Source organism: Polynucleobacter sp. AP-Kaivos-20-H2, from assembly GCF_018882215.1.
Lineage (GTDB): Bacteria > Pseudomonadota > Gammaproteobacteria > Burkholderiales > Burkholderiaceae > Polynucleobacter.
The window spans coordinates 1-24,936 of the sequence record NZ_JACVOX010000003.1; the positions used below are offsets into that span (position 1 = coordinate 1).

Consider the following 24,936-nt stretch of genomic DNA (forward strand, 5'->3'; position numbering starts at 1 on the left):
ACCCGCTTTAGACCGCCAAATTTTAAGAACTCTTTAACTACCTTTAGCTTGAACTGCTTGCTGTACTTGCTCATAAAACAAAACCCCCTTGGTTGGACATAACGTCCAACTTTTGGGGGTCAGTTCACTCGGGTGGTTTTTACTATTGGTCGAGTGAGTTTAGAGCTGATATTTTTTGATTGCTTAGTAGGACTCTAAACGAGAATACTTGCTAGAAATATAAGCCTTACGATACTCGCTGTAAGCCTCTAACAAGACTTGAAAAATATTTGGCGTTAATTTCATCATTTCCCCAATTGTGTGATTTGCGACATAACTATTCTGATGAATGAACATGTCACCCAGAAGAAGTTTTTATGACAATAAGGTAGTAAGCGAATACTTTCATTTGGCTATTTAAAGAAAGGATAGGATCAGACATCCTCGGCCCTGGTTCGATTCCGCCCCGGGCCACCAAGAATCTCAATAGCCCACTTGTTGGGCTATTTTCTTATAAGGCTCGGCAGGGTTGGGCGCCATTGGTCTCGGATATCCCCAACGTGAAGCGTCCTTTAAAAGGACACTTCAATTATTCATCCTTGTGTTGGTAATGCCGTTTAAAACGACAATTCATATTGTGCTCAAGGGTTAGTCCTAGCTATATTCCATCGCACTTAGCACTATCTTTAACAGTCGTATAAAAAGCCAATTCAAGATAGTTATCGGTTGGAGTAGACATTAACCACCTTTTGCGTAATTTTTCATTTAAGGTAAAAGACAGGGAGTTCGTTATGAAAATATTGTTAGCCATGCTGTTTACATTTTTATTCTCCGCAACAGTTTATGCAGAGAATTTACCCGGTGGATTTATTACAGTTAAAGAAGATCAGATTGTTTGGAAGACCAATGAAAATGGGGTCAAGCAAGCCACCCTATACGGAGATCCTAGCAAGCCAGGAATTTATGTGGTCCGCAATATTTTTCCTGCGGGAGTAATGAGCGCACCCCATTCTCACGATCAAGATCGATTTGTTACGGTAATCAGTGGGGTTTGGTATGCAGGCATGGGCCCTGAGTGGGATCCAAAAAAGAATATTCCAATGCCAGCAGGTAGTCTGATGTTTCATCCGGCTAACGGCGTACATTTTGATGGCGCCATGGCGGCTGATACCCAAGTGCAAATCATTGGTATGGGGCCAGTGAAGACAGACTGGATTTATCCTAAGGAAGACCGTTTTGGAAAACCGCATAAGTTAAGCCAGTAGGAAGAAATCCTCAGCCTTGGTTCGATTCCGCCCCGGGCCACCAAGAATCACCAAAACCACCTTCAGGTGGCTTTTTCATTTGGGCCGACGGATGAGGATCTATTGGTCGGGACTAGAATGAGGAATAACCAACAAGAGGGGGTGTTATGAGTTCTAAGAAATTTGTAGTTGGACTGCTATTTGGCATATCTGTATTTTCCTTGGCTGGTGCGGCAATGCCTGAACCACCAAATCCATTGGCAAACAGCAACCTGACATTTGATCAACGCCTTGAGCAAATGAAACAAACTGATGCCGCATTACTTAAGGCAACTCCAGAAGAGCGTAAAGAATATTGGCATAAGATGCGCGATCAAATGAAGGCTTTAAGCCCTGAAGATCGCAAGTTGGTTCACGAGAAAATGAAGGCTCAATGGCAATCAATTACTCCTGAGCAAAAAGAAAGAATGAAAGCCGAGAGAAAGGCTTTCTTTGATGGATTAACGCCTGAAGAGCAGGCTGAGATGAAAGCCCGTAAAGCCAAATGGGAAAATATGAGTCCCGAGGAAAAGCAGAAGTGGCACAAGCAAGCTAGCTAGGATCAGACATCCTCGGCCCTGGTCGATTCCGCCCCGGGCCACCAAGAATTCAAAAAGAGAGCTTCTAGCCCTCTTTTTTCATTTGAAAGTTAGCATCGACACTATAAATCTTGTTTTTTATTCCAGAGTAGCTAATAGTCAAGGCAATGCAACTAGGGTGACTAACCTAAGCGTGTTATCCAAAGAAGCAGCCATATTGATCGGCATCAATAACTTGTAGTGCCTCATTGAGATCTTTTGAGATTGGATTTGGCTCATAGGCTTGCCATTTTCCGCTGGCTCGCATCCAATAAATATGCCACAGAGCCTCAGACTGTATATACCGAAATTTTACAAACGGTCGTCGAGTTAACTCTCCTGGTTTTCCACGCCACAAAGGGCGAACTTCAAAAACACTTACAGTCTGGCCATCGATTTCGTAATCGTAATCAAGATCTTTTTTGATTTCAAGTGGAGCCAGAAGCAGACACCACTGCCCGACCAAATAGTCAATATCCCCTAGCTGTTCAATGCTAAATGCCATATCTGATTAGTTGTCCCAGAAAGTAAAACTGATCAATCAATTTTATTTCAAACATAGCTATTATGAATTATGGGTGAAATGATTACAGTGGATATAGACGTTCTCAGACTAAATGAAGCTCAACTCTCTTGCCCAAGGCCGCCGCATACTTTCTTAGGGTAGTTAGGCTTGGGGAATGTTTGCCGGTAGCCAGAGAGCTTTCTAATCTAGCAATAGCTGGGGTTTGTGTTCCCATCTTTTTTGCCACTTGAGCTTGCGTTAATCCAGCCTCTTTCCTTGCCGTAAGAATCTCATCAAGAATAGCAAATTCAGTGCGATCAAGTTCTTTGACTGCGGCTTTTACAGCTGGCTTTTTAAGCATTTTGCTTATCATTTGTTTATGGGTAAGCATTTTTGTTTTCTTCTGTGTTGTCATTTTTTCCACTCCTTCATACGTGCTTTCGCAATCTTTAATTCTTTCTCAGGCGTCTTTTGAGTCTTCTTAATAAAGCTATGGAGCATCACTATTTCTTTCTCCACCATCGTACAAAAGAAAACTCGGGCGATACCTTCAGCCCCTTTAAGTCTTAATTCAAATAAGCCGCCGCCAAATGAATCCGTATGAGGCAAGCCTAAATTCGGCCCATGCTCAATCATTCGAGTGGTCAATCCAATATAGCGAGCTTGAAGCGTGTCGGGAAGATTCATAATGTCTTCTTGAACCTGCTCGCTGTAATAAAGGATGGAATAGCTCATTTGTTTATGTTAACAAATTTGTTAACATTGAACAAGAGTAAATTTCTTATTAAAGCGATAGTCTTAGGGCAGGATTAGACATTCTCGGACCCGGTCGATTCCGCCCCGGGCCACCAAGAAACAAATAATGCCTCGCTTTATGCGGGGCATTTTCTTTTGTTCGGGCGTAAAATGGCCAATGTTGTATTTTATATTGAGGTTCTTTAGCTCACTGCCATTGGCGGCCATTCAGATGGCTGGGGCTTGTATAGGACTATTGATTTATTTGTGCTCCCCTCAGTACCGGACGCGCTTATATAAAAATCACCAGAGTGCCGCAAATTATTGTGGGTTCAAATTTACCCCGTGGAGGGCGGCAATTGAATCCGGAATAATGTTTGCTGACACCCTATGGATTTGGAGACATCCAAAATCTTCTCTCGCTAAAACAACCATAGAAAACTTAGGTCAAATTATTGAGTTATCCAAAAATGGAAAGGGAGTAATTATTCTTGCTTCACATTTTGGTGGATTTGAAATAGTGCCTCGTATTTTTGCCGAACATACAAGAGCGACGGTAATGTATAGGCCTGCTCGAAAGGGGTGGGTGAATAAGTTAATGCTTAAATCTCGCCAGCATTCTCAAATGGTATTTGTTGAGGCAAACATTGGTGGAGTACGTCAAATTAAGCGTGCCTTAGTAAGGGGTGAGGTAGTTGGCCTATTGGCGGATCAGGTGCCTAGCGTTGGCGATGGGGTGTGGGCTAAATTTTTTAATCAATATGCTTATACAACCTCATTTCCAATTAAATTGGCTCGCCAAGTAAATGTAGCAATCCTTTTTGTTAGCGCAGAAAGACTGGGATTGGGAAAGGGCTGGCTCATTAAGAGCCAATTGATGAATGAGGCATTTCCTGATTGTTTAGTTGATGCCTGTACGGAAATGAATCATTATTTTGAGGAGATGATACTTTCTAAGCCACATCAATATATGTGGTCTTACAACCGCTACAAAAGACCAGCTGGAGCAGAATTGGCTCCCACAGAGTAAGGCATCCTAGGCCCCTGGTCGATTCCGCCCCGGGCCACCAAGAATCTCGATAGCCCACTTGTTGGGCTATTTTCTTTTGGGTTGGATCCCTTGGTCTCAGATGTCCCTATTAGGAAACATCCTTTAAAAGAACATGTCAATTATTCATCCCTGCGTCCATCAATGTCGTTTTAAACGACATTATTAATGATCTTTAGTACTATCTAGATCATGGAAGTAGCCAACAAAATCTTTTTTATCGTTTTTGCTCTCATTACCTTCGCTATTTTACTGAGCGCAATTCCACAATTTCAGGCTCCAAGGTCGGAATGGCCCAGCATCTATTGGCCATTAAGTACATGTTTTTACACCCTTACTTGCCTAAACTTTGGGATTGCCTTATGGGTTAATAAGTTTCTCTTAACGATAGCCAATACCTCGTTATTAATGTCGTCTCTGGCCCTCGTGTTTTTATACCGCTCTTGGGGCGAAAAGCCGTTTAATAAAATACAAACCCTACTGCTTTGGTTAATCCCTTTAGGCGTTGCTATTCTGTATGAGCCATTAAGAGTGACCCCAGACACATTTCTTCAGCGAGTCGCCTTAATAACAATTACTCAGGAAATCTTGGTGGCTTGGCAATTATGGGAATTAATAAAATTTTATAAAAAAGATCGTCCAAGCATTGTGAGTTGGATTATCTTTTTAACCATATTCACGCTGATCGGTAATGTTTTCAGGACTTATCGGATTTTGACTGGCGATGGTCCAACTAATATCTTCCTCTATACCGAAGATGCCTTTGCCCTAGGGCTCAGATGGATTACCTACGCATCTAACATCATGACTTTTGTCGCGTTGGGAATGTTTTATTTTCAAAAACAGCTCACTAAAGAAAATCAAATTGCCAATGCTCTTAAAAGTACTAAAGAGGAAAATGAAAAAATTACTGAGCTCTTAAAAGAAAAAGAGCGACTCATCTATGGCTTGATGAAAGCGAATAAAACTTCTGCTACTGGTGCTCTATCGGCATCGATTGCTCACGAGCTCAATCAACCGCTTGGGGCATCAAACCTCAATATCCAGTTTCTAAAAATGAAATTGGAAAAGGGCGCACTCAATCCAGAGCTGGGTAAAGAGATACTGGACTCACTGGAGGCTGATAACAAACGAGCCGCAACAATTGTCAAATCACTCAGGTCAATTTTTACAGATAGCGATTCTAGTGCTCAAGAGGTTAAATTGAGTGATTTGATTTCAAAAGTGCTTGATATTGTTAAGCCAGAACTCAAGAGTAAGAATATTCAAATTCAGCTAGGAGTTGATGATGGCTTATTGGTTCGGGTAAATTCTTCTGAAATCGAACAAGTCATATTAAATTTGCTCAATAACGCGATTCAAGCGTTGGCAAATTCAGGCACGCTCCAGCGCCGCATTGCTATAGAGGCCATAAAGGCTGACAAATTCGTTCTATTAAGCATTTCTGATAATGGCCCAGGCGTGCCCCCAGAATTTAAATCCCACCTCTTTGAGCTGTTAAGCACCACCAAGCAGACTGGTATGGGGCTAGGGCTATGGCTATGTAAGCATATTGTTACTAGATATAGTGGTTCGATCCATTATGAAGACGTTGTTGGCGGCGGAGCTAAGTTTGTCGTTGAGTTGCCTTTAACTTAGCCGAAGGGCTAATTGACCCCAGTCTTCACGAGGAAGACTATAGAGACCTATTCGTTCGGGGCCTTATGAACTTAGCAGAAATACAATCCTTTAAGCAAATTGGTAGGCGTCTTCGCAGTGAGCGTGAGAAGCGAGGTCTAACTTTGCCGGCAGTTGCTGGATTGTGTGGAATGAGTATTTCTGAATTAGTACGCATTGAAAACGGGGAACTATTAGGATTTAGACAGGCGCTTGACGCCACAATTAATAATGCTGAGATATATGCCAAGGCATTAGATGTTGAGTTAGATAGTGGGGAGAGACAGCATTCTGGAATGGTATCAATAAATGCTAAAAATGATGATGTTTTTATTCCAGTCTTTTTAAGAAAAAAATAACTATTTCGGTTAGTCCGTACAGACTATTTAAAACAGAGTCAGACATCCTCAGCCCTGGTCGATTCCGCCCCGGGCCACCAAGAAACACCAAAACCACCTTCGGGTGGTTTTTTCATTTCCCCGTTGATAGAATCTAGCAAATACTAAAATAAAGGGAAGCAATGAAAAAGATGGCAATCTTGCTATGGATGCTATTAAGTCCAGCGGCCTTTGCTCAATCACAAAACTTTGAAGGTTTTGGTTTGTCAATTGATTACTCATTAAATTCCATTACAGACAAATCTACTCCGGGCGATTCAGCTACCAGTAGAAGCGGCGTTCCTAGCATTACCGCTGATGCTTATAGGGCAATCAATGATCAATGGTTGATTGGAGTGTATGGTTCATACGATTTAGGCACCACAGATACTTCTGGCACAGATCCAGATGCCCATAATCCGATTGAAGCTGGCGGAAAAGTGGGTTACGCATTTACAGAAAAATTAATGGCCTATGTCAAGCTTGGCTACTCCTGGTCTAAGTATTCATCTCCTGGCTACTATCAATGGATTAATGGGCCTAGTTACGGCATCGGCGCCGAGTATTTGTTGACCAAAAACCTATTTACAAGGGTTGAGGTGTCTCAACAAAACTACAAGACTGTTTACTGGAGTGATGGCTCTAGCGATAAGGTCAATATCAATTCTTACGGCATCTCTTTGGGCTGGAGATTCTAGGATCAGACATCCTCGGCCCTGGTCGATTCCGCCCCGGGCCACCAAGAAACACTAAAACCACCTTCGGGTGGTTTTTTCATTTGGTCCGACGGAATGGTTGAGTGAATTAGGATTTTTAACCCCAGTTGCTTGCTCCAATTGATGTATGTACAATGTACATATGACTTCATTGCGATTTGAATGGGAACCCAGAAAAGCTTCAGCTAATCTGAAGAAACACGGCATTTCTTTTGAAGAGGCGAAATCTGTGTTTTATGATGAAAGTGCTAAGTTGATTTCCGATCCCGATCATTCGAAGGATGAAGACAGATTTATTTTGCTGGGAGTAAGCCATTCACTTCGTGTGATTTTGGTTTGCCATTGTTATCGAAGCGAGGGTAATGTCGTTCGTATTATTTCGGCTCGTAAGGCAACCCCTAAAGAGTCAAAAGCTTATTAAAGGTGATGAAGATGCGTAAAGAATATGATTTCTCAAAGGCTCGTAAAAACCCATATGCTTCTATGCTAAAGAAGCCTATAACCATTAGATTGGACGAGGATTCAGTGAGCTATTTCAAATCTGTATCAGAAGAAGTTGGAATTCCTTATCAAAGCCTCATTAATCTCTATTTGAGAGATTGCGCTGCTTCGCATAAGAAATTGAACCTTAGCTGGAAGTAGGATTAAGCATCCTCAGCCCCGGTCGATTCCGCCCCGGGCCACCAAGAAATACCAAAACCACCTTCGGGTGGTTTTTTCATTTGGAGGAGGTGACACCTATAGGCATCAATGACATAGTTTCATGCTCTAATGCCATTTAATATGATTACTGTCGTTATTGCCTCCTATCGATACGGACACCTTGCCGCCCATTGCATCGAGTCCCTGCTTTCCCAAACCATCTCGCCTACAAGAATTTTATTTGTAGATGATGGCGGCTTGGATTGTAATCATCTGCCAAGCTTATATCCTGATATTGAATATGTATTGAGAGATGAAAATCTAGGGGTTGTAGATAACTTTCAAGACATGTTATCTAGAGTAAATACTGAATATGTTCTATTTATAGGTGCTGATAATTGGTTGCGTTCAGACGCAATTGAGTTGCTATCTAAGACCAGTGCCGATATTGTTACTTACGACGTCATTGTTACTGGAGAGTTGAAGGAAGACATCCTAATGCGTTTACCTATCGAAACGTTTTCTCATCAAGGCGATTTGTATTGGAATCGCCAGGAACAGCATCACGGATCGATGATGTATCGCACGGCTCTTGGACAAAAAATTGGATACAAAAAGAGATATGAGCATGGTGTCCACCCCCAAGAAGATTGGAATCTTTGGGATAAGATGCTCCAACAAGGTGCCACGGTAGCCAGCCTCAAAGAGGGACTTTTATTTTATAGGAGGCATCGAGAAAATTTTTTGAAATATTCTCATGAAACCTCGCAGTCAAAAGAGCTAGAAGTAAATTAACTTTTGAGGGCTAGCCAGAGTTAGGCATCCTTGTGTCGGTGGTTCAATTCCACCCCGGGCTATCAAGAAACACCAAAACCACCTTCGGGTGGTTTTTCATTTGTAGGTTTCTGAGATGTCGTTACAAACGATAAAAATAAGTAGGCCATTCCCGCCCCCCTTATTTTGTCCAGTCTAGTTCTTAAAGAGATTTGCTAAGAACATATCAATTTCGCGAGTTGCCTTTTGCGTAGCGTCATCATCTTTACCCACATGCGGATTTAACTCAACACAAGCATCAGAGTATTTGAACTCTTGGTTTGTTTGAGTGTTAATAAGATTACCCACTGTCTTTTCAACAATCCTACAAGACCTAACGGTCTGAGCATCCTTTGAAGCTACTGGAGGCACGGATCCCAGGGGAGAATCAAAAGCGTGCGGGCCAAAATCATATTCAAACATCTCTACATTTTGGTTGGCTGCTTTTAATTTACCCACATATTCCCTGCAGGCGGTTACAGGGTTGTAGTCATCTGTGCTGCCGTGATGAAGCTGAATAGGTTTGCCAGTAGTCTTTGTGTCGCTGATATAGCTTGTCACACAATCAGCATAAAGCGGAATGTGTGCAGCAAATACAGTTCCACTTTTATTCCACATATTATTAAATCGCTCTACGCTGGCAAATAGAGCTGCTTGACCACCCCTAGAAAAGCCCATCATGACAAACTTATTGGAATCTAGGCGCGGATGCTTAGCCAAAATTTCCATTGCTTTATAAGCATCAAGAGCAAGATTCAATCTGCCTAGCAGAGCTTGATTGGGGCCCACAACGGTTAGGCCTCTTCCTGTAAAGCCATCCATGCTAAATGTGGCATAGCCTTGTCCTAAGAAGTGATTAGACCAATAGTCTATGTTTGCCCCCATACCGCTTGAGCCGTGCACTAAGAAGATAACTGGAATTTTTTGACTAACAGGCTTTGGTGGAAAGCGAAGAATGCCATTAACAGTTACCTCTTTACCATTCTTGTCTCCCAGCAAAAACTGTTTATCGGAGATCGTTAGACTTGGAATGGAATAGATTTCTGAGCGTGGTGGATACACGATGTCAGTCTCTGCTTTAGAGCAGAGAGATACAGTCGCCAAAATAGCTATGAGTAAGTACTTCATTTGATTGTGTCCCCAGTATTTTTTATTAAATTATGTTGCCAAAAAATAGTAGCAGAATCCATAGTGAAAATCCTTAATTAAAACCCTTGAAGCTTGGATCTAGTATTTCTTGGCAATATCGTTAAAACGACATGCGATTCAGAGGTAAGCCAATTAAATCAGCCTCAGCAGGCCAGAAGGGAAAAGAGGATAATAAAATTTCATTAAAAATAAGAGATAAAAAATGCTTGATACGCTTATTTTGAGCAGAATTCAATTTGCTTCGAATATGACTTTTCATATTCTTTTCCCAACGATATCCATTTCTTTGGGATGGGTGCTTTTCTATTTCAAGGTTAAATTTAATAAAACAGGTAACTCAGTATGGAGTGAGGCCTATCAATTCTGGGTCAAGATATTTGCCTTAACTTTTGCCCTTGGCGTTGTTAGCGGCATCACAATGAGCTTTCAGTTTGGAACCAACTGGCCTGGATATATGCAAACAGTGGGCAATATCGCAGGGCCCTTGCTTGGCTACGAAGTTTTATCGGCATTCTTCCTCGAGGCAACTTTTTTAGGAATTATGTTGTTTGGCTCTAAACGGGTCTCTCAAAGAGCTCACACTATCGCCACATTTTTAGTTGCCTTCGGTACATCACTATCGGCATTTTGGATCATTGCTTTAGATTCTTGGATGCAAACCCCACAAGGGTTTGAGATGATCAATGGTCAAGCGCATGCAACCAATTGGATTGAAATTGTCTTTAATCCCTCCATGCCGTATCGCCTCTTGCATATGATGACAGCATCATTTTTGACGGTAACGTTTTTAATTGCAGGCATTTCTTCTTATCGATATTTAAAGGGCATCAATCTTTCTGGCAATCGAGCGCTGATCAAGTTAGCAATGACCATGGCGGTAGTGTTAGCCCCGTTACAAATTGTGCTTGGTGATTCACATGGGCTAAATACGCTGGAGTATCAGCCTGCAAAAGTAGCAGCAATGGAGGGAATTTGGGAAACAACCAAAGGGGCTCCTGCCGTTTTGTTTGCTATACCGGATGAAACCATTAAAGCCAATAAATACGAAATAGCCATTCCGAAACTCGCATCTTTATATTTGACACACTCATTTGCGGGTGAGGTGCAGGGTTTGGATGCCTTCCCTGGCGCAACCCCACCAGTCGCCCCCATTTTCTTTGCCTTTCGCATCATGGTCGGCATCGGCATGTTGATGCTCTTAACCGCATTCGTTGGGTTTTATCTCACAAGAAAAAATAAAGAACTACCAACCTGGCTTTTAAAAGGTCTCAGTGTGATGACATTTTCTGGTTGGGTCGGAGTAGTTGCCGGTTGGTATGTGACCGAGATAGGCAGACAACCTTACCTTGTTAGTGGGGTACTCAAGACTGCTGATGCGGTTACTAAAGTGCCTACCAATATGGTTTTGGGTACGCTTGTGATGTACCTTGCGCTGTATTTAGGGCTTATTGTTTCTTACATTTGGGTTGTTTTTTATTTGGCAAGGCAAGCTAATCCTGCACATATTATTGATGAGCAAAAATCAGGCCTCACAAACAACATTGCAGGAGCATAAGAATGATTCCTAATTTATATGAACCATCTGGTTGGCTGCCCCTGTTCTTTTTGGTTGCAATGGGTATTGCAATGGTTGCTTATGTTGTTTTAGATGGATACGACTTGGGCGTTGGCATCTTATTGAATCAGGCAAGTGATTCAGAAAAAGACATCATGATTTCATCCATTGGTCCTTTTTGGGATGCTAACGAAACTTGGTTAGTACTCGGAGTCGGAGTTCTCTTGATTGCCTTTCCAATGGCCCATGGCATTATTTTGACTGAGCTCTATTTGCCGGTAGGCATTATGTTGGCTGGTTTAATTTTACGAGGCGTATCTTTTGACTTTCGTGCAAAAGCCCATTTGAGTCAGAAGGCAGTGTGGAACTTCCTATTCTTTTTTGGTAGCTTCTTGGCCGCGGCATCTCAAGGGGTTATGGTTGGTAGAGAAGTGATTGGTTTTGACTCTGGATACTTGGGCTGGATATTTTCTTTTATCGTGGCACTTTGTCTGCCTGCTGGGTATGCCCTATTAGGCTCTAGCTGGCTGATTATGAAAACGTCTGGCGATCTACAGCTAAAAGCTGTTGGCTGGGCAAGAAAATGTCTCTTATTAACGGCGCTTGGTGTTGGGATCATTTCTGTGGCAACGCCATTCTTTAGTGCAGAGATTGCGGCAAAGTGGTTTACCTTCCCCAATGTCTTTTTCTTATTGCCGTTTCCAGTTCTGACCTTGGCTTGTTTTATCTTTATCGATTTGAACTTGTTAAAAATGCAGAAGAATAAGCCTGCTCCTGTTTGGATTCCTTTTGCTCTAAGCGTAGCCATATTTGTCCTTGCATTCTTAGGAATTGCTTACAGCATGTTCCCTTACATCGTTGTAGACAAAATGACGATTTGGGAGGCGGCTTCAGCTACGGAGTCATTGTGGGTCATATTTTGGGGGGCTATAGTTGTGCTGCCAACCATCATCGGGTACACCATTTATTCCTACAAAATCTTTTGGGGCAAAACCGAGCCGCTTAGTTATTACTAATGCAACGGTATGAGCATCAATTAAAGTGATACTTATTGGGACATCCTTTTTACGGGCGCTTATAGGTGAAGGGATTTGCAATCTTTGTAACGCTGGGGTAAACGCCTAGAGTAATTGGTGCTGAGGCTCTCTAGTATTGGCGTATGTCTAAGCTAATCGAACTGACTTATGTAAGTGAACCAGCCCAAAATATGTCTTTTTTAGGATTGATGAGACTTTTATATCACTCATATGCTAATAACCAGGCCTTAGGCATTACCGGGGCGCTCATTTATGAAAATAACAAATTTGGTCAAGTTATTGAAGGCGCTGAAAAAGACATTGAGGCTTTGTGGCAAAAAATTCAAAAAGATAGTCGACATAAAAATGTTCGCCTAATAGAAGCCAAATCCATCAATGAGCGAAGCTTCAGTAAATGGACTATGGTTTTCCAAGGCAATGAAGAGATTGCTAAAACTTTGCCAGAAGTTAGCGCAGCTATTGAGGATGTCGAGTTTCCGGTAGGCCATCCATTGCTAATTGCTTTGAGAGGCGGCAGTTAATACTTGTTTAGCAGAACAAAGCCCTCGCTGCAAATAGTTTGTGCTCCCAATGTTTTTTAAAACGATGTTTCATGAGTTGATCCCTCCTTTTTTCGACATACTTAATTAATCTAATTGTGATAGCCTGAAGCTAGAGTTAAAACCATAGGAGATATAAATGATAAAAAGTAATGTTTTAATTAAAACTGTAATCGGGTTTTGTATTGGTTTTGCTTCTTTGACAATTTCGGCACAGTCGATGAAGGTAGCCCTTACAGGAGCCCAAGAAGTTCCGCCGGTGACTACTTCAGCCTCTGGCGTAGGGTCAATCATGGTTGCTCCAGATGGATCAGTATCGGGAACGATTACTACCACTGGTGTTGAAGGAACTATGGCTCATATTCATGAGGCGCCAATGGGTCAAAATGGCCCTGTAATCGTGCCATTTACCAAGACGTCAGATAATGTTTGGTCAGCTCCTGCTGGTGCCAAATTAACAGATGCTCAACTCCAAAGCCTAAAGAGTGGAAATCTCTATCTCAATGTTCACAGCGCTACTAACAAGCCTGGCGAAATTAGGGCTCAGCTTAAACCTTAAGGACCTGTCATTATTGGGCTCTTGTCGAATGCCCCGGACCATCAAGAAACACTAAAATCACCTTCGGGTGGTTTTTTCATTTGGCGTATTCTTAACTCATGACCCTAGCTCTCACCAAGCTCGTTAAAGAAATTCGTTCTTGTACATTGTGTACAGAGCATTTACCTTTGGGCCCAAGACCCATTATTCAAGTGAGTAGTTCGGCAAAGATTCTTATTGTTGGCCAAGCCCCCGGCAGTCGAGTTCATGAAACTGGAATTCCATTTGACGACCCTAGTGGCGATCGTCTTAGGGAGTGGATGGGCATTGATAAAGAAGTCTTTTATGACGACAAGAAAATTGCTCTTGTTCCCATGGGCTTTTGCTTTCCAGGAACAGGTAAATCAGGGGATCTTCCTCCGAGACCGGAATGTGCGGACACATGGCGAGTCAAACTATTAGAGCAACTACCCAATATCAAGCTAACCATCATTGTTGGTCAATATGCTCAAGCATGGCATTTAGACAAAAGCAGTAAAGAGAATTTGACTGAAACAGTTATGGCATGGAAGAGCTATTGGCCCAAAGCGATTCCTTTGCCACACCCAAGCCCCAGAAACAATATTTGGCTAAAGAAGAATCCTTGGTTTGAGGAAGAGGTTTTACCTTCGCTCAGATGGAAAGTGAAGGCTGTATTGAAGTAGGTTTGGGCATCCTCGGCCCTGGTCGATTCCTCCCCGGGCCACCAAGAAATACCAAAAACCACCTTCGGGTGGTTTTTATTTGAGCGTCCAATAAGAGCAAATACAAAACTATAGGAAATGGAGATTTGGCGATTGCTAGCAGCAAGTTGGAAAGCAGAAAAACTTCTTACTTATCGCATCCTCTGATGTCTGCTTGACCATCCATTGGATTACTTTATAAGATTTACCTAAGAAGAAGTGTTCTACAGCACACATTAGTCTATCTAGAATGTCATTTAAAACGGCAAAATCCATAAGACCCTAAAATCTGTCAATGAAATGGTTTTTAACCCTTACCTTAGCCCTCTTTATCTCTCAGAGTTTTGCCCAAGAGAATACCAATCCTTTTGATGTTCGGGTGAATGTGACCCTGGTTGATGGTCGTTTTCATGCCCAAGCAAGTTACTCTGTGCCAATGAATATTTGTAGTGCCTATGCATTCATTACAGACTATGAGGGCTCAAAAAATATCCCAGGAATAATCGAGGCAAGGGTTATTTCAAGGGCGGGCAATAGGGTTCGCGTATACAGAGTAATTGAAGAGCAAATTCTATTTTTCCCTATAGAGATGAAGTCAACTGTGGAATATATAGAGCTGCCAAATAGATCTCTAACATTTGAGCAGATCAGCGGCGACAACAGGTCATACAAAGGGACTTGGAAATTGCTGGAGGAAAAAGATAAAACAGTCTTTAAGTATGACGCTCAAATAGAGCCCAACTCAATTATTCCCTTAGCCATCATTGAATATTTTATAAAAAATAGTATGCGGGGACGATTTGAATCCATGGCACAAAGAGCCAGTCAATATAAATCTATTGAAGTAGTTGCCTGTAAATAGCCATCGCTCTTTCTGTGCGCATTGACTAAACCAGTAGCCCCACTTGAGGCGATAGTGATAGTTTTAGGGGCGGATTTGTCTCCTCGGACCCAGTTGACTCAACCATGGGCTACCGAGAGACATCAAACTCTCATTAGGGTGATTTTATTACCCAGATACTTGACCCATGCTATGCAAGGCGCTTAACACAAAGTCAAAACCCCACTCTTATTTGCTAGTATTAACTTATGGATAAAGTTGCCGAAGATCACGAATCACAAACACCTGCCAAGCAACAGGCCGCGAAGAAGAGCACATTGGTTAGTGTCGTGGTTAATATTGGCCTGACAGTTTCTCAAGTGTTTGCAGGAATTGTGTCTGGCTCTCAAGGCTTGATTGCAGATGGCATTCACTCTGCGACAGATTTAGTTGCAGACTTTGTAGTGCTCTTTGCCAATCACCATAGTGCCAAAGATGCAGATGAAGATCATCGTTATGGGCACCAACGATATGAAACTGCCGCCTCTCTATTTTTAGGAATCTCTTTATTGGCTGTTGGTGCTGGCATGCTTTTTAAAGCTGGGGAAAAGATTATCAATCCAGTGGCGGCTGGGCAGATTCAAATCCTAGCTTTATATGTTGCATTAGCTTCTTTGGTTGCAAAAGAATTGCTGTTTAGATACATGTTGATAGTAGCTCAGCGCGTGCGATCATCGATGTTGGTAGCTAATGCTTGGCATGCCAGATCTGACGCAGCTTCTTCATTAGTCGTTTCTATTGGTATTGTTGGCGCCCTATTTGGGCACCCAATCTTTGATGCTATTGGTGCTTTAGTGGTTGGCCTAATGGTGGCCAAAATGGGTTGGAAGTTTGGTTGGGATGCCCTGCATGACTTAATGGATAGGGCGGTATCAGAGGAAGAGCATCGTCAGATAGAAGACATTATTAAATCTACTGCTGGCGTTAGAGGTTTTCATGACCTAAGAACGCGCAAGATGGGCGACATGATTTTGGTAGACGTCCATATCGATGTGGATGCTAATGCCACTGTCAAAGTTGGGCACGACATTGCCTTAAACGCGGGCAATCAAATCAAGAAACAATTGCCGGTGCTCAATGTCATGACGCATATTGACCCTGTTTAGCCCTCAGGCACTGTGTGGCTAATACAAAAACTTCTAAAATTACCTAAGATGTTGGTATGAATAATTTCTTGGATCCAGCAATTCTCTTTTTTGTCTTTGGTGCATTTGCTGGTGCCGTTAAATCTAATCTAGAAATTCCTCAGCCCATTGCTCGGTTTTTATCGCTCTATCTATTGATGGCGTTGGGCTTAAAGGGTGGCTTTGCCCTTCATAAATCAGGATTTACTCTTGAGATTGGTTTGGCTCTTGGGCTCGCAGTATTTTTGGCAATTATCATTCCTCTCATGGGATATATGGTTTTAAGAACCAAGCTCAATAACTATGATGCAGCCGCCATTGCGGCCACTTATGGTTCGGTTAGCGCCGTTACGTTTATTACTGCAACGCAAGCATTAGATCAATATGGCATTGCATTTGGTGGACATATGGCGGCTGCAATGGCTTTGATGGAGTCCCCAGCAATCATTCTGGCAATCTTGTTGGCGAATAAAGCCAGGACATCAGCTACAAATTCAACACAGTCGACAGGCATGTCAAAGATTCTTCATGAATCCTTTACTGATGGAGCGCAGCTACTGCTTTTGGGCTCAATGATGGTTGGCTTAGTCAGTGGCGATAGCGGACAAAAAATAATGGCCCCATTTTCAATTGATTTATTCAAGGGAATGCTTGCGTTCTTCTTGCTTGATATGGGGTTGATGGCGGCTAAGAACTTTGAGGGATTAAAGGGTAAGCCGTCTATTACTTTGCTTTATGCAATTGGCGCCCCTTTGGTTCACGCCTCAATCGCATTGGGGCTTTGCAAACTATTAGGCTTGCCATTAGGCGATACCGTCTTGCTGATGGTGCTTGCCGCGAGCGCTTCTTATATTGCTGTGCCAGCCGTGTTAAGACACGCACTTCCAGAAGTAAACCCCGCTTTATATATGGGAATGTCCTTAGGAATTACCTTCCCCTTCAATATCATTTTGGGCATTCCGCTATACGCTTATGTTGCCGGTCTAACTTACTAGATGGGGCTAGTTGACTCTGCCCTGACCGGGATTAGAATGGTTCATAACCAGCGGGAGACGAAGCAATGATTTCTAAAAAATGGGTAGTTGGAGCGCTATTTAGTGCTTCTGTGATTTCCTTGGCTGGCGCCGCAATCCCTGAACCACCAAATCCTTTGGCCAATATCAATCTCACCCTTGATCAGCGCTTGGAGCAGATGAAGCAAATAGATGCTGCATTGCTGAAAGCAACACCAGAAGAGCGCAAAGCATATTGGCATCAGACGCGCGATCAAATGAAGGCCTTAAGCCCCGAAGATCGCAAGCTAGTTCAGGAAAAAATGAAGGCACAATGGCAATCCATTACTCCTGAACAAAAAGAAAAAATGAAAGCCGAGAGAAAAGCTTTCTTTGATGGTTTAACACCAGAAGAGCAGGCAGAAATGAAGGCCCGAAGAGTCAAATGGGAAAATATGAGCCCTGAAGAAAAGCAGAAGTGGTTCAAGCAACCGGGCTAGGCTTGGTATTCTCGCCCCTACTTTAATGAGCGACTTTATTGGATTTAGTCCTAAGGCTTTCAAATTTCTTGAAGAGCTTACCGATAATCAAACTAGAGTTTGGTTTTCTGAGCATCGCTCGGAATATGAAGAGTTTGTGCGCGAACCGATGAAGCGCTTTACCGACGCCCTGTCTGAGAGTCTCGCAAATAAAGATATACCGCTGTGGGGCGATCCCAAAAAATCCCTCTTTAGAATTAATCGAGATGCTCGGTTTTCAAAAGCAAAGCATCCTTACAACATGCATGCCAGCGGGCTCTTTACGAGAACTGGAGACAAGCACTCTCCCGGTGTTTTGTATTTTCGTTTAGATCCACTGGGTAGTAGATGTGCTGCAGGTTATTTACAGCCAGAAGCCCACAATCTAAAAAAGCTCAGACAGGGAATTTTAGATAACCCTAAGGCCTGGCTATCTCTTGAGAAGTCTCTAAAAAGAAAAGGCTATGAGCTGGATTATTCCAACACATTGGCACGAATTCCGAGAGGCTTTAATGATGTCCCGCCAGAGGTTGAGCGAGCAATCAAACTCAAGGGCTGGATTATTAGAAAGCAGTTGCCCAGATCAACGATTTGCTCGAAAGAGTTAATTAAAGAAGTCACTGGTTTTGCTAAAGATATGCTTCCCCTTCTCAGTTTTGGGTGGCATGCGTTGGCTAAATTTTCTGATTAAATGACAATAGAAATTCATACTAGAAAGTAAGCACGCATGTATAAGCTAATCGCTTTTGATGCCTATGGCACGTTATTTGATGTGTATTCCATGGGTCAGTTGGCAGAAGAATTATTTCCAGGGCATGGACAGGCTTTTGCTTTAATGTGGCGCGATCGCCAAATTGAATACACCCGTTTGGTGACGATGAGTGACCCCAATCCCAATGGGAGTAAGTACTATCTCCCGTTTTGGGAGCTAACCATTCGCTCATTGCGGTATGTCTGTAAGCGCATGAACTTAAATCTCACCCCTGATTATGAGGTGCGGTTGATGGACCAGTATGCCAAGCTTACCGGCTTTGAAGACAGCCTCCATGTGCTCAAAACAATTAAACAGAAAGGAGTCTCTACTGCGATTTTGTCTAATGGCAGTAGGGAGATGTTGGCAACCGTGGTCGAGAGTAATGGCCTGAAGTCTTACCTAGACAAAGTCGTCACTATTGAGGACGTCCGCTTATTTAAAACAGCCCCACAGGCTTATGAATTGTTATTAAAGGCATTTCCTGTCAAGAAAGAAGAAATTCTCTTTGTATCGAGTAATGCTTGGGATGCTCTGGCTGCAAAGTGGTATGGCTTTGATGTATTTTGGGTCAATCGTCTTGGCCACCCTTTTGAAGAGATTGGTGAAAAACCAAACTATGAAGGCAATTCTTTAAGCAAGGTATTAGAAGTTATCTAAGGAGATATGAATGCTATTGGTCACCTCAATTATTGCCGCTGTCTTAGCCATTATTTTTATCAAACTCTCTTTTGCTGTCATTGGCTTAAGAAGAAAAAATAAGGTTGGCCTAGGAAGTGGTGGCCACGAAGATCTCGAGAGGGCCATTCGTACCCAAGGAAACTTTGCCGAATACGTTCCCATTGGAATTATCTTAATTGCCTGTCTTGAATTAAACGGTGCCCCTTGGTGGTTAGTGGCTATTCCAGGCGTCTCACTCATTATTGGACGTTTGATTCATGCAAAGGGTATGAATACTCCTCCCCCGGATTTCAGCAAGCGCGTGCTTGGAATGAAATTTACTTTTTTTACGCTGATTGCATTAGCTGCGTTGAACTTGGGATGGTCTCTCTACAGGCTCGCCGTTTAAACGACTCTTTGCTGTTAGGGTCTGCTTTAAATCGAACATTACTTAGGGAAACTATATGACTACATCATCACGCCGTAATTTCTTAAAAACGTCTGCTGTTGGCATCGCCGCAGTTGCCAGTACGCAAACTCTAGCCCAGGCCCAAAATTTGTCACCAAAAACTATCGCCGAAGTTGAGGCCTTGGCAGCTAAAAAAGATGTTGAATCTACAGCGAGTTGGAATGATGGTTTGGTTCATCCAGCTCCATTAAAGAATCCGTTTGCGCAAGGGAAGGAGCGAGGTTTGGCGTTGGGCGGTGGCGGAACTCCATTGATTGCTTGGTATGCCGGGTACTGCAATGCGCTTAAGAAGGCTGGCGTAGATTTAAGTGGTGCAGATGTTGTGGTTGGCACTTCGGCAGGCTCAATCTTTGGTGCAATGCTGACATCTGGACACTTGTGGCGCCTTGTAGATGAGATAGATCTTTTTGCAGACTTCCCAAAATTGCTTGCAGAAATGATGCCCGCATTGAAATTTAATGACTCTCAATTAAGGGCGCAGCGTGCCGAGTTGACGGTGCGTGATGGATCTCTTGCATCTATTCAGCGTATTGGCAAAGCTGCGATGGCTTCGTTCAATCCCGATGGTGTAGCCAATCACTACAAGGTAATGAAGAAGTTGCTAACGGCTTCTGCTTGGCCTTCAGATGGAATGTTTACTACGGCTATTGATTGCTTTACGGGACAGCGTATTGTTGTATCAAAAGCCGATAATGTTCCTATTAACGTTGCTTGTGCCGCAAGCTCTTCAGCGCCAGGCCAGGTTGGCCCTACATTCATAAAAGATAGGTTATGTATGGATGGCGGCATGAGCCAGAGTAGCACGCATAGCGATGTTATTGCCGGCGTTAAACGGGCCATTGTGATTTCTTTAGGAGATGGAACGATCAATGAGCAAAAGCAGGGATTGCGTTTATCTTCTCTGCCCAATACGATTAATCAAGAGGTGAAGGATTTAGAGAGCGGTGGCACAAAGACTAAGCACATTGTTGTTGGTCTTCCGCCCGGCTTATCTAAGGTAGAGAATCTTCTTGATCCAAAATGGATTGCGCCCTATTTGAAGTATGGAAATGATAGGGGTATTGCTGATGTTGCAATGATGAAAGCATTTTGGGCTTAATACAAAATTATTTACAAAACTGTATTTCAAGTGAGGTAACGCAATATGAAAAAAATATTCCTAGCTTTGACTGTGACTTTATTTGCTCTGGTCTTGAGCGGTTGTCTTGCTAGCACCACCTCTCCAGACGGAGTGAATTGTGACTTTAGTCAAGGCAAGCCTATGTGGGAAATGCCTTTAGATTGTCAGGGCGGGCGTTAACTCATTTTTCAAATTTAATCGAGATCAATAGTGTTGCCTGATTTAGTTCTTCAAGCCTTAGTGCTGGGCTCATTGGGCCTGGCTGCTGGGGTTTTGGGAGGTGTCATTGGTTTTGGCACAACGATCATCCTGATGCCTGCCTTGGTCTATTTTTATGGCCCCATTCAGGCAATTCCGGTTATCGCTTTGGTTGCCACCGTAGCTAATCTCTCCCGCATTTTTTTGTGGTGGAGCGTGATTCAATGGCGCGTTTGTTTTGTCTATAGCCTAGCTGCAATACCGTTCACGATATTAGGAGTGAATACTCTTGTTCAGCTTAATGAGCGATTAATAGAAATTACTCTAGGAGTATTTTTAATCCTATTGATACCGATTCGTCGCTGGATGCGCAACCAAAACTTTTATCTAAAACTTTGGCAGATGGCCTTGGTTGGCGCTGCAATTGGCTATTTGACTGGGATTGTTGCGACTACTGGCGCTATCAACACCCCCTTCTTTTTAGCCTATGGCCTCACCAAGGGCGCCTTCTTGGGAACGGAGGCGGCCAGTACTTTATCTATTCTGTTCACCAAGGGCATTACATTTCATCAGCTAGGCTTTCTCAATGTCACTGCAATCATTCAGGGGCTACTGATTGGTAGTTGCGTTTTGGTCGGCTCTATTTTTTCTAAGAAGATTGTTTTGGCATTGCCAGAAAAGAAATTTTTATTACTGATGGAGCTGGTGATGTTGATTTCAGGCTTATCCATCCTAGCCATGTCTTTCTAAAGGCGCCCCTAGAGTTAGACAACTTCTATCTGCTTACTTAAAGCGATACGCAAGTGCCATAAAAATATTGTCTTGAAATGAGCGATTCATGACTGGGCTGTTATTAATTCCGCCACCCATCCATTTGCGTTTGCCGTATAGGTTGATGTACCAGTTATCTACCACTGGAATCTCTACCATGAGCCCCGCTAGAAGATTGTTTGTTGCGGGGGCGCTATAAGCCGCATAACCAGTAGCTGTCGACTCTCCAGAGTTGATGCCATAGTAGTAATTAGCATATTGACTTGATTGTCGTTCGACACCAATTTGCGGATAGACAATTATTTTTTTATAAGTTTCAATTTCGGCGAAGTATAAAAATTCATAGAGCGCCCCTTTTGATTTACCGAAGTCATGATAGGCATTAACAAAAAATCCTCCAATCGGGGTCTCTTGAAAAGTTCCCAAGCCAAGAGGTATTGGGTCGCTTCGGTTGATAGAGTTGCCATTGATTGACGACTTTACTTTGTAGGTATCTAAATTAATTTTTCCAATGACTTCGAAGTAGCCGTAACCCATCTTGAAAGTCTTAATCCCTACCTCATCAATACGAGCGAAAAAACGCTGATAGTCAAAAAAGGCATATGGCAAGGCCAGGGATTGAGTCCCTTCGGTGCCAATATGTAAATTAGAGGTGTAAACGGCCGCACCGATATCGCCAACGATGCGATCCGGGAGCGTATCCGGAATATCATCCATGGCGTGGGCCGGAATGCAGATTGCAGCAGCAATTAAAAGAGCCGTTATGCGAAAAATCGATTTCATGTATGCATCATAAGCCCTTGTGGGGCACTAGAGGTCTAGATTATCCAGGGCCAAATCCTGAAGGTGGCTTGTATTTGCCCAGCTATTCACCTTCCAGGCAAGTCCATCATGACTGATCCAGTTGAGAGAGGCATTGGGTACGGTAACGGCTTTTTCTGCATCCAGGGCTTGATTGCTCGCAATTCTGTACATCATGTCCAATGTGCCTCCATGGCTTACCAATAAAATAGTCTTGCCTGAATATTGTTCGCAGATTTCCACAAGCGTAGTTTTAATGCGATCTGCAAATTGTCGAATGCTTTCGCCATCACGTAAGTTCTCCTCAATATTTCTGCTGAGATGAGATTCCCAAAGTTCCGGCTCACGTATCGGGGCTTCATCGGTAGTGAGACCCTGTAGAGCACCAAGATGACGCTCTCTTAGTCCAGCATTGGGTATCGCAGAGGTTTCAAATATCTCTTCAATCGCTTGTGCGGTCTTTGCTGCTCGCTGAAGATCGCTCGTATAAAGAACATCAAATTGAAGCTCCATATTTTTGAGGGCGCGCGCCATTTGCCCTGCTTGAGCTAAGCCCCTGGCATTGAGGCCAATATCAGTGTGGCCTTGAAGGCGGCGTGCGGCATTCCAGTCGGTTTCACCGTGGCGAATTAAGCAAAATCGAGTAATAGTCATATGGCAATGATAAAGACTGAATTACTTTTTGAGAGTCCAGGCGCGTGGATTGTGTTCAAAGCCAATATGTCCGTAATATTCATTCGCCTTAGGCGCCGCTAAAAGTACAATCATGCATTCAGGACCAAGGCGCGCTTTGGTTTCCTCAATGAGCCGCTTGCCAATTCCAGAGCGTTGATATTTTTCATCAACAGCTAAATCCGCAAGGTAAGCCACATAAGAAAAGTCTGTTAGCGAACGCGAAATACCCACCAAAGTTTCGCCGTCCCATGCGGTAATAGTGAGGTTGGCATTCTTGAGCATGTCCTCAAATGTTTGAAGGTTGTGAATAGGGCGTCGCTCCCCAAGGGTGGAGCGCTTGTAAAGATCGATGGCTTGCTTGGCGGTAATCGTGGCGTTGTCGCGATATTGAATCATGTCATTCTTCTTAGTCAATGAGGAGCTTATCACCCACAGCAAGAGCTCCAGAGGTTAAAACCTCAGCCCGAATGCCGCCGCGCCCTTCGAATGCCTCCATGAAACTTGGCCTACTCAGTAATTGCGCCGGTCTTTCACAAGGGGTGCATAGTTCTGTGCCGAGTAGTTGAATGCTGCCGATCTGAAATCGTTGGCCTACGAGCGCATTGAGTTCAGATACCGTTATTCCTGCAAGCGCAATATTACGGCGTGTCTCAGAGCAATCAAAAGTTGGTTCATCCCCAGTCATTAACCAATCATTTGCTGTATCGATAGCAGAAAGGGCGATGATACTGACGTGACGCACTTTAGTTGGCTCGATGGCTGAATAGGCGCCTGTACCAAGTGCATAACGGTCGCCTTCTAGTCCAGATCCTGCGATAGCTTTGGCAGTGTTGACAGATAGCATCTGCGTGCCAGCAGATGCTGCTAGATAGATGGCTTGAATATAGGCATTGAATTTCATATGGGATGCTTACATATTACAGCCCATGCTTTGAGGATTGTTAATACAATTAATACAACACAAGACAAAGGGTAACGGTGAATAAAGAAAGCAAGGGAATGCTGATTGGCTTTATCGGCATTCTAATTTTTAGCTTAACGCTACCAGTCAGTAAGATTGCCGTTTTAAGTTTTAATCCGTATTTCATTGCTTTTGGCAGAGCAACCTTAGCAGGGATGGTTGCTCTGGCCTACCTTGCTTACAAAAAAGAGCGCACACCCACTAAAGTGGATTTTGTGAAATTTGTGGTCATAGCTCTGGGTGTCGTGTTTGGTTTTCCCATATTCACTACTGTTGCTATGACTCAAGGCTCATCTTCACACGGGGCAGTGATTTTAGGGATGATGCCGCTTGCTACCACCGTTATTGGAGTACTGCGCTTTAAAGAGCGCCCATCCTTGGGATTCTGGCTGGTATCTTTATTGGGCGCTGGTTTAGTCATTCTGTACGCTCTATTGAAGAGCTCCGGCAGCTTTACGTATATTGATGGCCTTTTAGTGCTTGGCGGAATCAGCGCTTGCATTGGTTATGTAGAGGGTGGCGAGCTCTCCAGAAAAATGAATCCTCGCGCGGTCATTTCTTGGGCCTTGGTTATTTCATTACCGTTGAATATTTTGATGACTTGGCTCACCTATAGCCCAGACTATATTCATGCGGGTGCCGTGGCATGGACTAGCTTTGTCTATCTGAGTTTATTCCCCATGTTTCTTGGCTTCTTCTTTTGGTATGAGGGGCTTGCGATTGGCGGTATTGCACGTGTCAGTCAAGTGCAATTGATTCAGCCGTTTTGCACTCTAGTAGCAGCAAGCGTTTTATTGGGCGATTCACTCACGGTGATGAATTTAATTTTTGCTGTACTCGTTGTATCTACCGTCATCCTTGGGAAAAGAATGCTGGTAAAAAGAGCGTAGTTTTATTTGTAAACATCAAATTAAAAAGCCCCGATTGAACGGGGCCTTTTTAATTATGCGGCAACAACTTTATGTTTGCTGAGTGCACGCAAGATTTTGCTTTTCTCTTTGGGTTTGGTGCTCGATTCTAGTAACTTAGTAAGTTGAACGGTATTCAGGGGACCTAAGCGCGCTTTTCCTGTTTTAGTGAGCATGGAGTCGTTTTTTCTGGTTCTTTGATTTTGGCCTACAGCCATGAAATTTTCCTAGAGTAA

At 43.2% G+C, this 24,936-nt stretch carries 34 protein-coding genes; 25 read left to right on the forward strand and 9 right to left on the reverse strand.

The genetic code is table 11. The annotated features are described in order from the left end of the window. The first annotated feature begins 770 nt into the window (after positions 1 to 770). Both ICE89_RS08510 and ICE89_RS08515 read left to right on the forward strand, forming a co-directional pair. A complete protein-coding gene (locus ICE89_RS08510; RefSeq protein ID WP_216265576.1) occupies positions 771 to 1,244 on the forward strand; it encodes a cupin domain-containing protein in 474 nt (157 codons plus the stop codon). A gap of 146 nt (positions 1,245 to 1,390) precedes the next feature. Further along, positions 1,391 to 1,822 (forward strand): DUF3106 domain-containing protein, encoded by a 432-nt coding sequence (locus ICE89_RS08515; RefSeq protein WP_215278087.1) that lies wholly within the window; start codon positions 1,391 to 1,393, stop codon positions 1,820 to 1,822. A gap of 175 nt (positions 1,823 to 1,997) precedes the next feature. Here ICE89_RS08515 and ICE89_RS08520 read toward each other — a convergent pair whose 3' ends face one another. From ICE89_RS08520 to ICE89_RS08530, 3 genes are all read right to left on the reverse strand, one after another. Next, complete coding sequence (locus ICE89_RS08520; protein ID WP_072582001.1) at positions 1,998 to 2,345, reverse strand: DUF3024 domain-containing protein; 348 nt, start codon at positions 2,343 to 2,345, stop codon at positions 1,998 to 2,000. A gap of 103 nt (positions 2,346 to 2,448) precedes the next feature. Next, positions 2,449 to 2,760: a helix-turn-helix domain-containing protein gene (locus tag ICE89_RS08525; RefSeq protein ID WP_370623372.1), complete on the reverse strand. Its 312-nt coding sequence runs from the start codon at positions 2,758 to 2,760 to the stop codon at positions 2,449 to 2,451. Then, positions 2,757 to 3,080, reverse strand: coding sequence for a type II toxin-antitoxin system RelE/ParE family toxin (locus ICE89_RS08530; protein ID WP_072582000.1), 324 nt, complete (start codon positions 3,078 to 3,080; stop codon positions 2,757 to 2,759). The genes ICE89_RS08525 and ICE89_RS08530 overlap by 4 nt, the downstream gene beginning before the upstream one ends. A 373-nt stretch (positions 3,081 to 3,453) precedes the next feature. Here ICE89_RS08530 and ICE89_RS08535 point away from each other — a divergent pair, with 373 nt between their 5' ends. The 7 genes from ICE89_RS08535 (at position 3,454) to ICE89_RS08565 (ending at position 8,314) form a co-directional block, all read left to right on the forward strand. Beyond that, on the forward strand, positions 3,454 to 4,110 hold the full coding sequence (locus ICE89_RS08535) for a lysophospholipid acyltransferase family protein (RefSeq protein WP_216265577.1): 657 nt from the start codon (positions 3,454 to 3,456) through the stop codon (positions 4,108 to 4,110). Positions 4,111 to 4,776: 666 nt separating this feature from the next. Beyond that, positions 4,777 to 5,766 carry an ATP-binding protein gene (locus tag ICE89_RS08540; protein WP_216265578.1) on the forward strand — a complete coding sequence of 330 codons (990 nt, stop codon included), beginning with the start codon at positions 4,777 to 4,779 and terminating at the stop codon, positions 5,764 to 5,766. A 65-nt stretch (positions 5,767 to 5,831) separates the two neighbouring features. Beyond that, the gene (locus ICE89_RS08545; RefSeq protein WP_216265579.1) at positions 5,832 to 6,143 is read left to right on the forward strand and encodes a helix-turn-helix domain-containing protein; all 312 of its coding nucleotides are present in this window, start codon (positions 5,832 to 5,834) and stop codon (positions 6,141 to 6,143) included. Between the two features lie 161 nt (positions 6,144 to 6,304). Further along, positions 6,305 to 6,859 carry an outer membrane protein gene (locus tag ICE89_RS08550; protein ID WP_216265580.1) on the forward strand — a complete coding sequence of 185 codons (555 nt, stop codon included), beginning with the start codon at positions 6,305 to 6,307 and terminating at the stop codon, positions 6,857 to 6,859. 160 nt (positions 6,860 to 7,019) lie between these two features. Beyond that, on the forward strand, positions 7,020 to 7,298 hold the full coding sequence (locus tag ICE89_RS08555; RefSeq protein WP_216265581.1) for a BrnT family toxin: 279 nt from the start codon (positions 7,020 to 7,022) through the stop codon (positions 7,296 to 7,298). A gap of 11 nt (positions 7,299 to 7,309) precedes the next feature. Continuing rightward, positions 7,310 to 7,519, forward strand: coding sequence for a BrnA antitoxin family protein (locus tag ICE89_RS08560; protein WP_068949841.1), 210 nt, complete (start codon positions 7,310 to 7,312; stop codon positions 7,517 to 7,519). A gap of 141 nt (positions 7,520 to 7,660) precedes the next feature. After that, complete coding sequence (locus ICE89_RS08565; protein WP_216265582.1) at positions 7,661 to 8,314, forward strand: glycosyltransferase family 2 protein; 654 nt, start codon at positions 7,661 to 7,663, stop codon at positions 8,312 to 8,314. Positions 8,315 to 8,488: 174 nt separating this feature from the next. Here the strand turns inward: ICE89_RS08565 and ICE89_RS08570 are convergent, their stop codons facing one another. Further along, the gene (locus tag ICE89_RS08570) at positions 8,489 to 9,460 is read right to left on the reverse strand and encodes a dienelactone hydrolase family protein (protein WP_216265583.1); all 972 of its coding nucleotides are present in this window, start codon (positions 9,458 to 9,460) and stop codon (positions 8,489 to 8,491) included. Between the two features lie 223 nt (positions 9,461 to 9,683). Here ICE89_RS08570 and ICE89_RS08575 point away from each other — a divergent pair, with 223 nt between their 5' ends. The 15 genes from ICE89_RS08575 to ICE89_RS08645 all read left to right on the forward strand — a co-directional run bounded on the left by ICE89_RS08575 (position 9,684) and on the right by ICE89_RS08645 (position 21,334). Continuing rightward, positions 9,684 to 11,036 carry a cytochrome ubiquinol oxidase subunit I gene (locus ICE89_RS08575; RefSeq protein ID WP_216265584.1) on the forward strand — a complete coding sequence of 451 codons (1,353 nt, stop codon included), beginning with the start codon at positions 9,684 to 9,686 and terminating at the stop codon, positions 11,034 to 11,036. A 2-nt stretch (positions 11,037 to 11,038) separates the two neighbouring features. Beyond that, positions 11,039 to 12,052: a cytochrome d ubiquinol oxidase subunit II gene (gene cydB / locus ICE89_RS08580; protein WP_216265585.1), complete on the forward strand. Its 1,014-nt coding sequence runs from the start codon at positions 11,039 to 11,041 to the stop codon at positions 12,050 to 12,052. 143 nt (positions 12,053 to 12,195) lie between these two features. Further along, the gene (locus ICE89_RS08585) at positions 12,196 to 12,594 is read left to right on the forward strand and encodes a BLUF domain-containing protein (protein ID WP_216265586.1); all 399 of its coding nucleotides are present in this window, start codon (positions 12,196 to 12,198) and stop codon (positions 12,592 to 12,594) included. A 157-nt stretch (positions 12,595 to 12,751) separates the two neighbouring features. After that, positions 12,752 to 13,171, forward strand: a complete 420-nt coding sequence (locus ICE89_RS08590) for a CHRD domain-containing protein (RefSeq protein WP_216265587.1) — start codon at positions 12,752 to 12,754, stop codon at positions 13,169 to 13,171. A 98-nt stretch (positions 13,172 to 13,269) separates the two neighbouring features. Then, a complete protein-coding gene (locus ICE89_RS08595) occupies positions 13,270 to 13,854 on the forward strand; it encodes a uracil-DNA glycosylase family protein (RefSeq protein ID WP_216265588.1) in 585 nt (194 codons plus the stop codon). 313 nt (positions 13,855 to 14,167) lie between these two features. Continuing rightward, complete coding sequence (locus ICE89_RS08600) at positions 14,168 to 14,734, forward strand: SRPBCC family protein (RefSeq protein WP_216265589.1); 567 nt, start codon at positions 14,168 to 14,170, stop codon at positions 14,732 to 14,734. Positions 14,735 to 14,961: 227 nt separating this feature from the next. Then, positions 14,962 to 15,858, forward strand: a complete 897-nt coding sequence (locus tag ICE89_RS08605; protein ID WP_216265590.1) for a cation diffusion facilitator family transporter — start codon at positions 14,962 to 14,964, stop codon at positions 15,856 to 15,858. A 56-nt stretch (positions 15,859 to 15,914) separates the two neighbouring features. After that, positions 15,915 to 16,871 carry a sodium-dependent bicarbonate transport family permease gene (locus ICE89_RS08610; protein ID WP_216265591.1) on the forward strand — a complete coding sequence of 319 codons (957 nt, stop codon included), beginning with the start codon at positions 15,915 to 15,917 and terminating at the stop codon, positions 16,869 to 16,871. Between the two features lie 65 nt (positions 16,872 to 16,936). Further along, positions 16,937 to 17,368, forward strand: a complete 432-nt coding sequence (locus tag ICE89_RS08615) for a DUF3106 domain-containing protein (RefSeq protein WP_216265592.1) — start codon at positions 16,937 to 16,939, stop codon at positions 17,366 to 17,368. A 25-nt stretch (positions 17,369 to 17,393) separates the two neighbouring features. Beyond that, on the forward strand, positions 17,394 to 18,077 hold the full coding sequence (locus ICE89_RS08620; protein WP_216262921.1) for a DUF2461 domain-containing protein: 684 nt from the start codon (positions 17,394 to 17,396) through the stop codon (positions 18,075 to 18,077). Between the two features lie 36 nt (positions 18,078 to 18,113). Beyond that, the gene (locus ICE89_RS08625) at positions 18,114 to 18,797 is read left to right on the forward strand and encodes a haloacid dehalogenase type II (RefSeq protein ID WP_216265593.1); all 684 of its coding nucleotides are present in this window, start codon (positions 18,114 to 18,116) and stop codon (positions 18,795 to 18,797) included. 10 nt (positions 18,798 to 18,807) lie between these two features. Beyond that, entirely contained in the window at positions 18,808 to 19,206 is a 399-nt protein-coding gene (locus ICE89_RS08630; protein ID WP_216265594.1) for an MAPEG family protein, read from the forward strand. A 55-nt stretch (positions 19,207 to 19,261) separates the two neighbouring features. Continuing rightward, positions 19,262 to 20,365 (forward strand): patatin-like phospholipase family protein, encoded by a 1,104-nt coding sequence (locus ICE89_RS08635; RefSeq protein WP_216265595.1) that lies wholly within the window; start codon positions 19,262 to 19,264, stop codon positions 20,363 to 20,365. A gap of 45 nt (positions 20,366 to 20,410) precedes the next feature. Continuing rightward, positions 20,411 to 20,566: a hypothetical protein gene (locus ICE89_RS08640; RefSeq protein ID WP_192846848.1), complete on the forward strand. Its 156-nt coding sequence runs from the start codon at positions 20,411 to 20,413 to the stop codon at positions 20,564 to 20,566. Between the two features lie 30 nt (positions 20,567 to 20,596). Beyond that, positions 20,597 to 21,334, forward strand: a complete 738-nt coding sequence (locus ICE89_RS08645) for a sulfite exporter TauE/SafE family protein (protein ID WP_216265596.1) — start codon at positions 20,597 to 20,599, stop codon at positions 21,332 to 21,334. A gap of 33 nt (positions 21,335 to 21,367) precedes the next feature. Here the strand turns inward: ICE89_RS08645 and ICE89_RS08650 are convergent, their stop codons facing one another. The 4 genes from ICE89_RS08650 to ICE89_RS08665 are packed head-to-tail and all read right to left on the reverse strand — an operon-like array spanning position 21,368 to position 23,732. Further along, entirely contained in the window at positions 21,368 to 22,138 is a 771-nt protein-coding gene (locus ICE89_RS08650) for a MipA/OmpV family protein (RefSeq protein WP_216265597.1), read from the reverse strand. 27 nt (positions 22,139 to 22,165) lie between these two features. Beyond that, a complete protein-coding gene (locus ICE89_RS08655) occupies positions 22,166 to 22,810 on the reverse strand; it encodes a histidine phosphatase family protein (RefSeq protein WP_216265598.1) in 645 nt (214 codons plus the stop codon). A gap of 21 nt (positions 22,811 to 22,831) precedes the next feature. After that, entirely contained in the window at positions 22,832 to 23,245 is a 414-nt protein-coding gene (locus ICE89_RS08660; protein WP_370625351.1) for a GNAT family N-acetyltransferase, read from the reverse strand. Next, entirely contained in the window at positions 23,238 to 23,732 is a 495-nt protein-coding gene (locus ICE89_RS08665) for an MOSC domain-containing protein (RefSeq protein WP_255558783.1), read from the reverse strand. Before ICE89_RS08665 ends, ICE89_RS08660 begins: the two co-directional genes overlap by 8 nt. Positions 23,733 to 23,809: 77 nt before the next feature. Between ICE89_RS08665 and ICE89_RS08670 the strand changes: the two genes are divergently transcribed. Continuing rightward, positions 23,810 to 24,682, forward strand: a complete 873-nt coding sequence (locus ICE89_RS08670; protein ID WP_370624861.1) for a DMT family transporter — start codon at positions 23,810 to 23,812, stop codon at positions 24,680 to 24,682. A 53-nt stretch (positions 24,683 to 24,735) separates the two neighbouring features. On the opposite strand, the gene ICE89_RS08675 is transcribed toward ICE89_RS08670, so the two are convergent. Further along, positions 24,736 to 24,918: a hypothetical protein gene (locus tag ICE89_RS08675; protein ID WP_216265599.1), complete on the reverse strand. Its 183-nt coding sequence runs from the start codon at positions 24,916 to 24,918 to the stop codon at positions 24,736 to 24,738. Positions 24,919 to 24,936 lie beyond the last annotated feature (18 nt).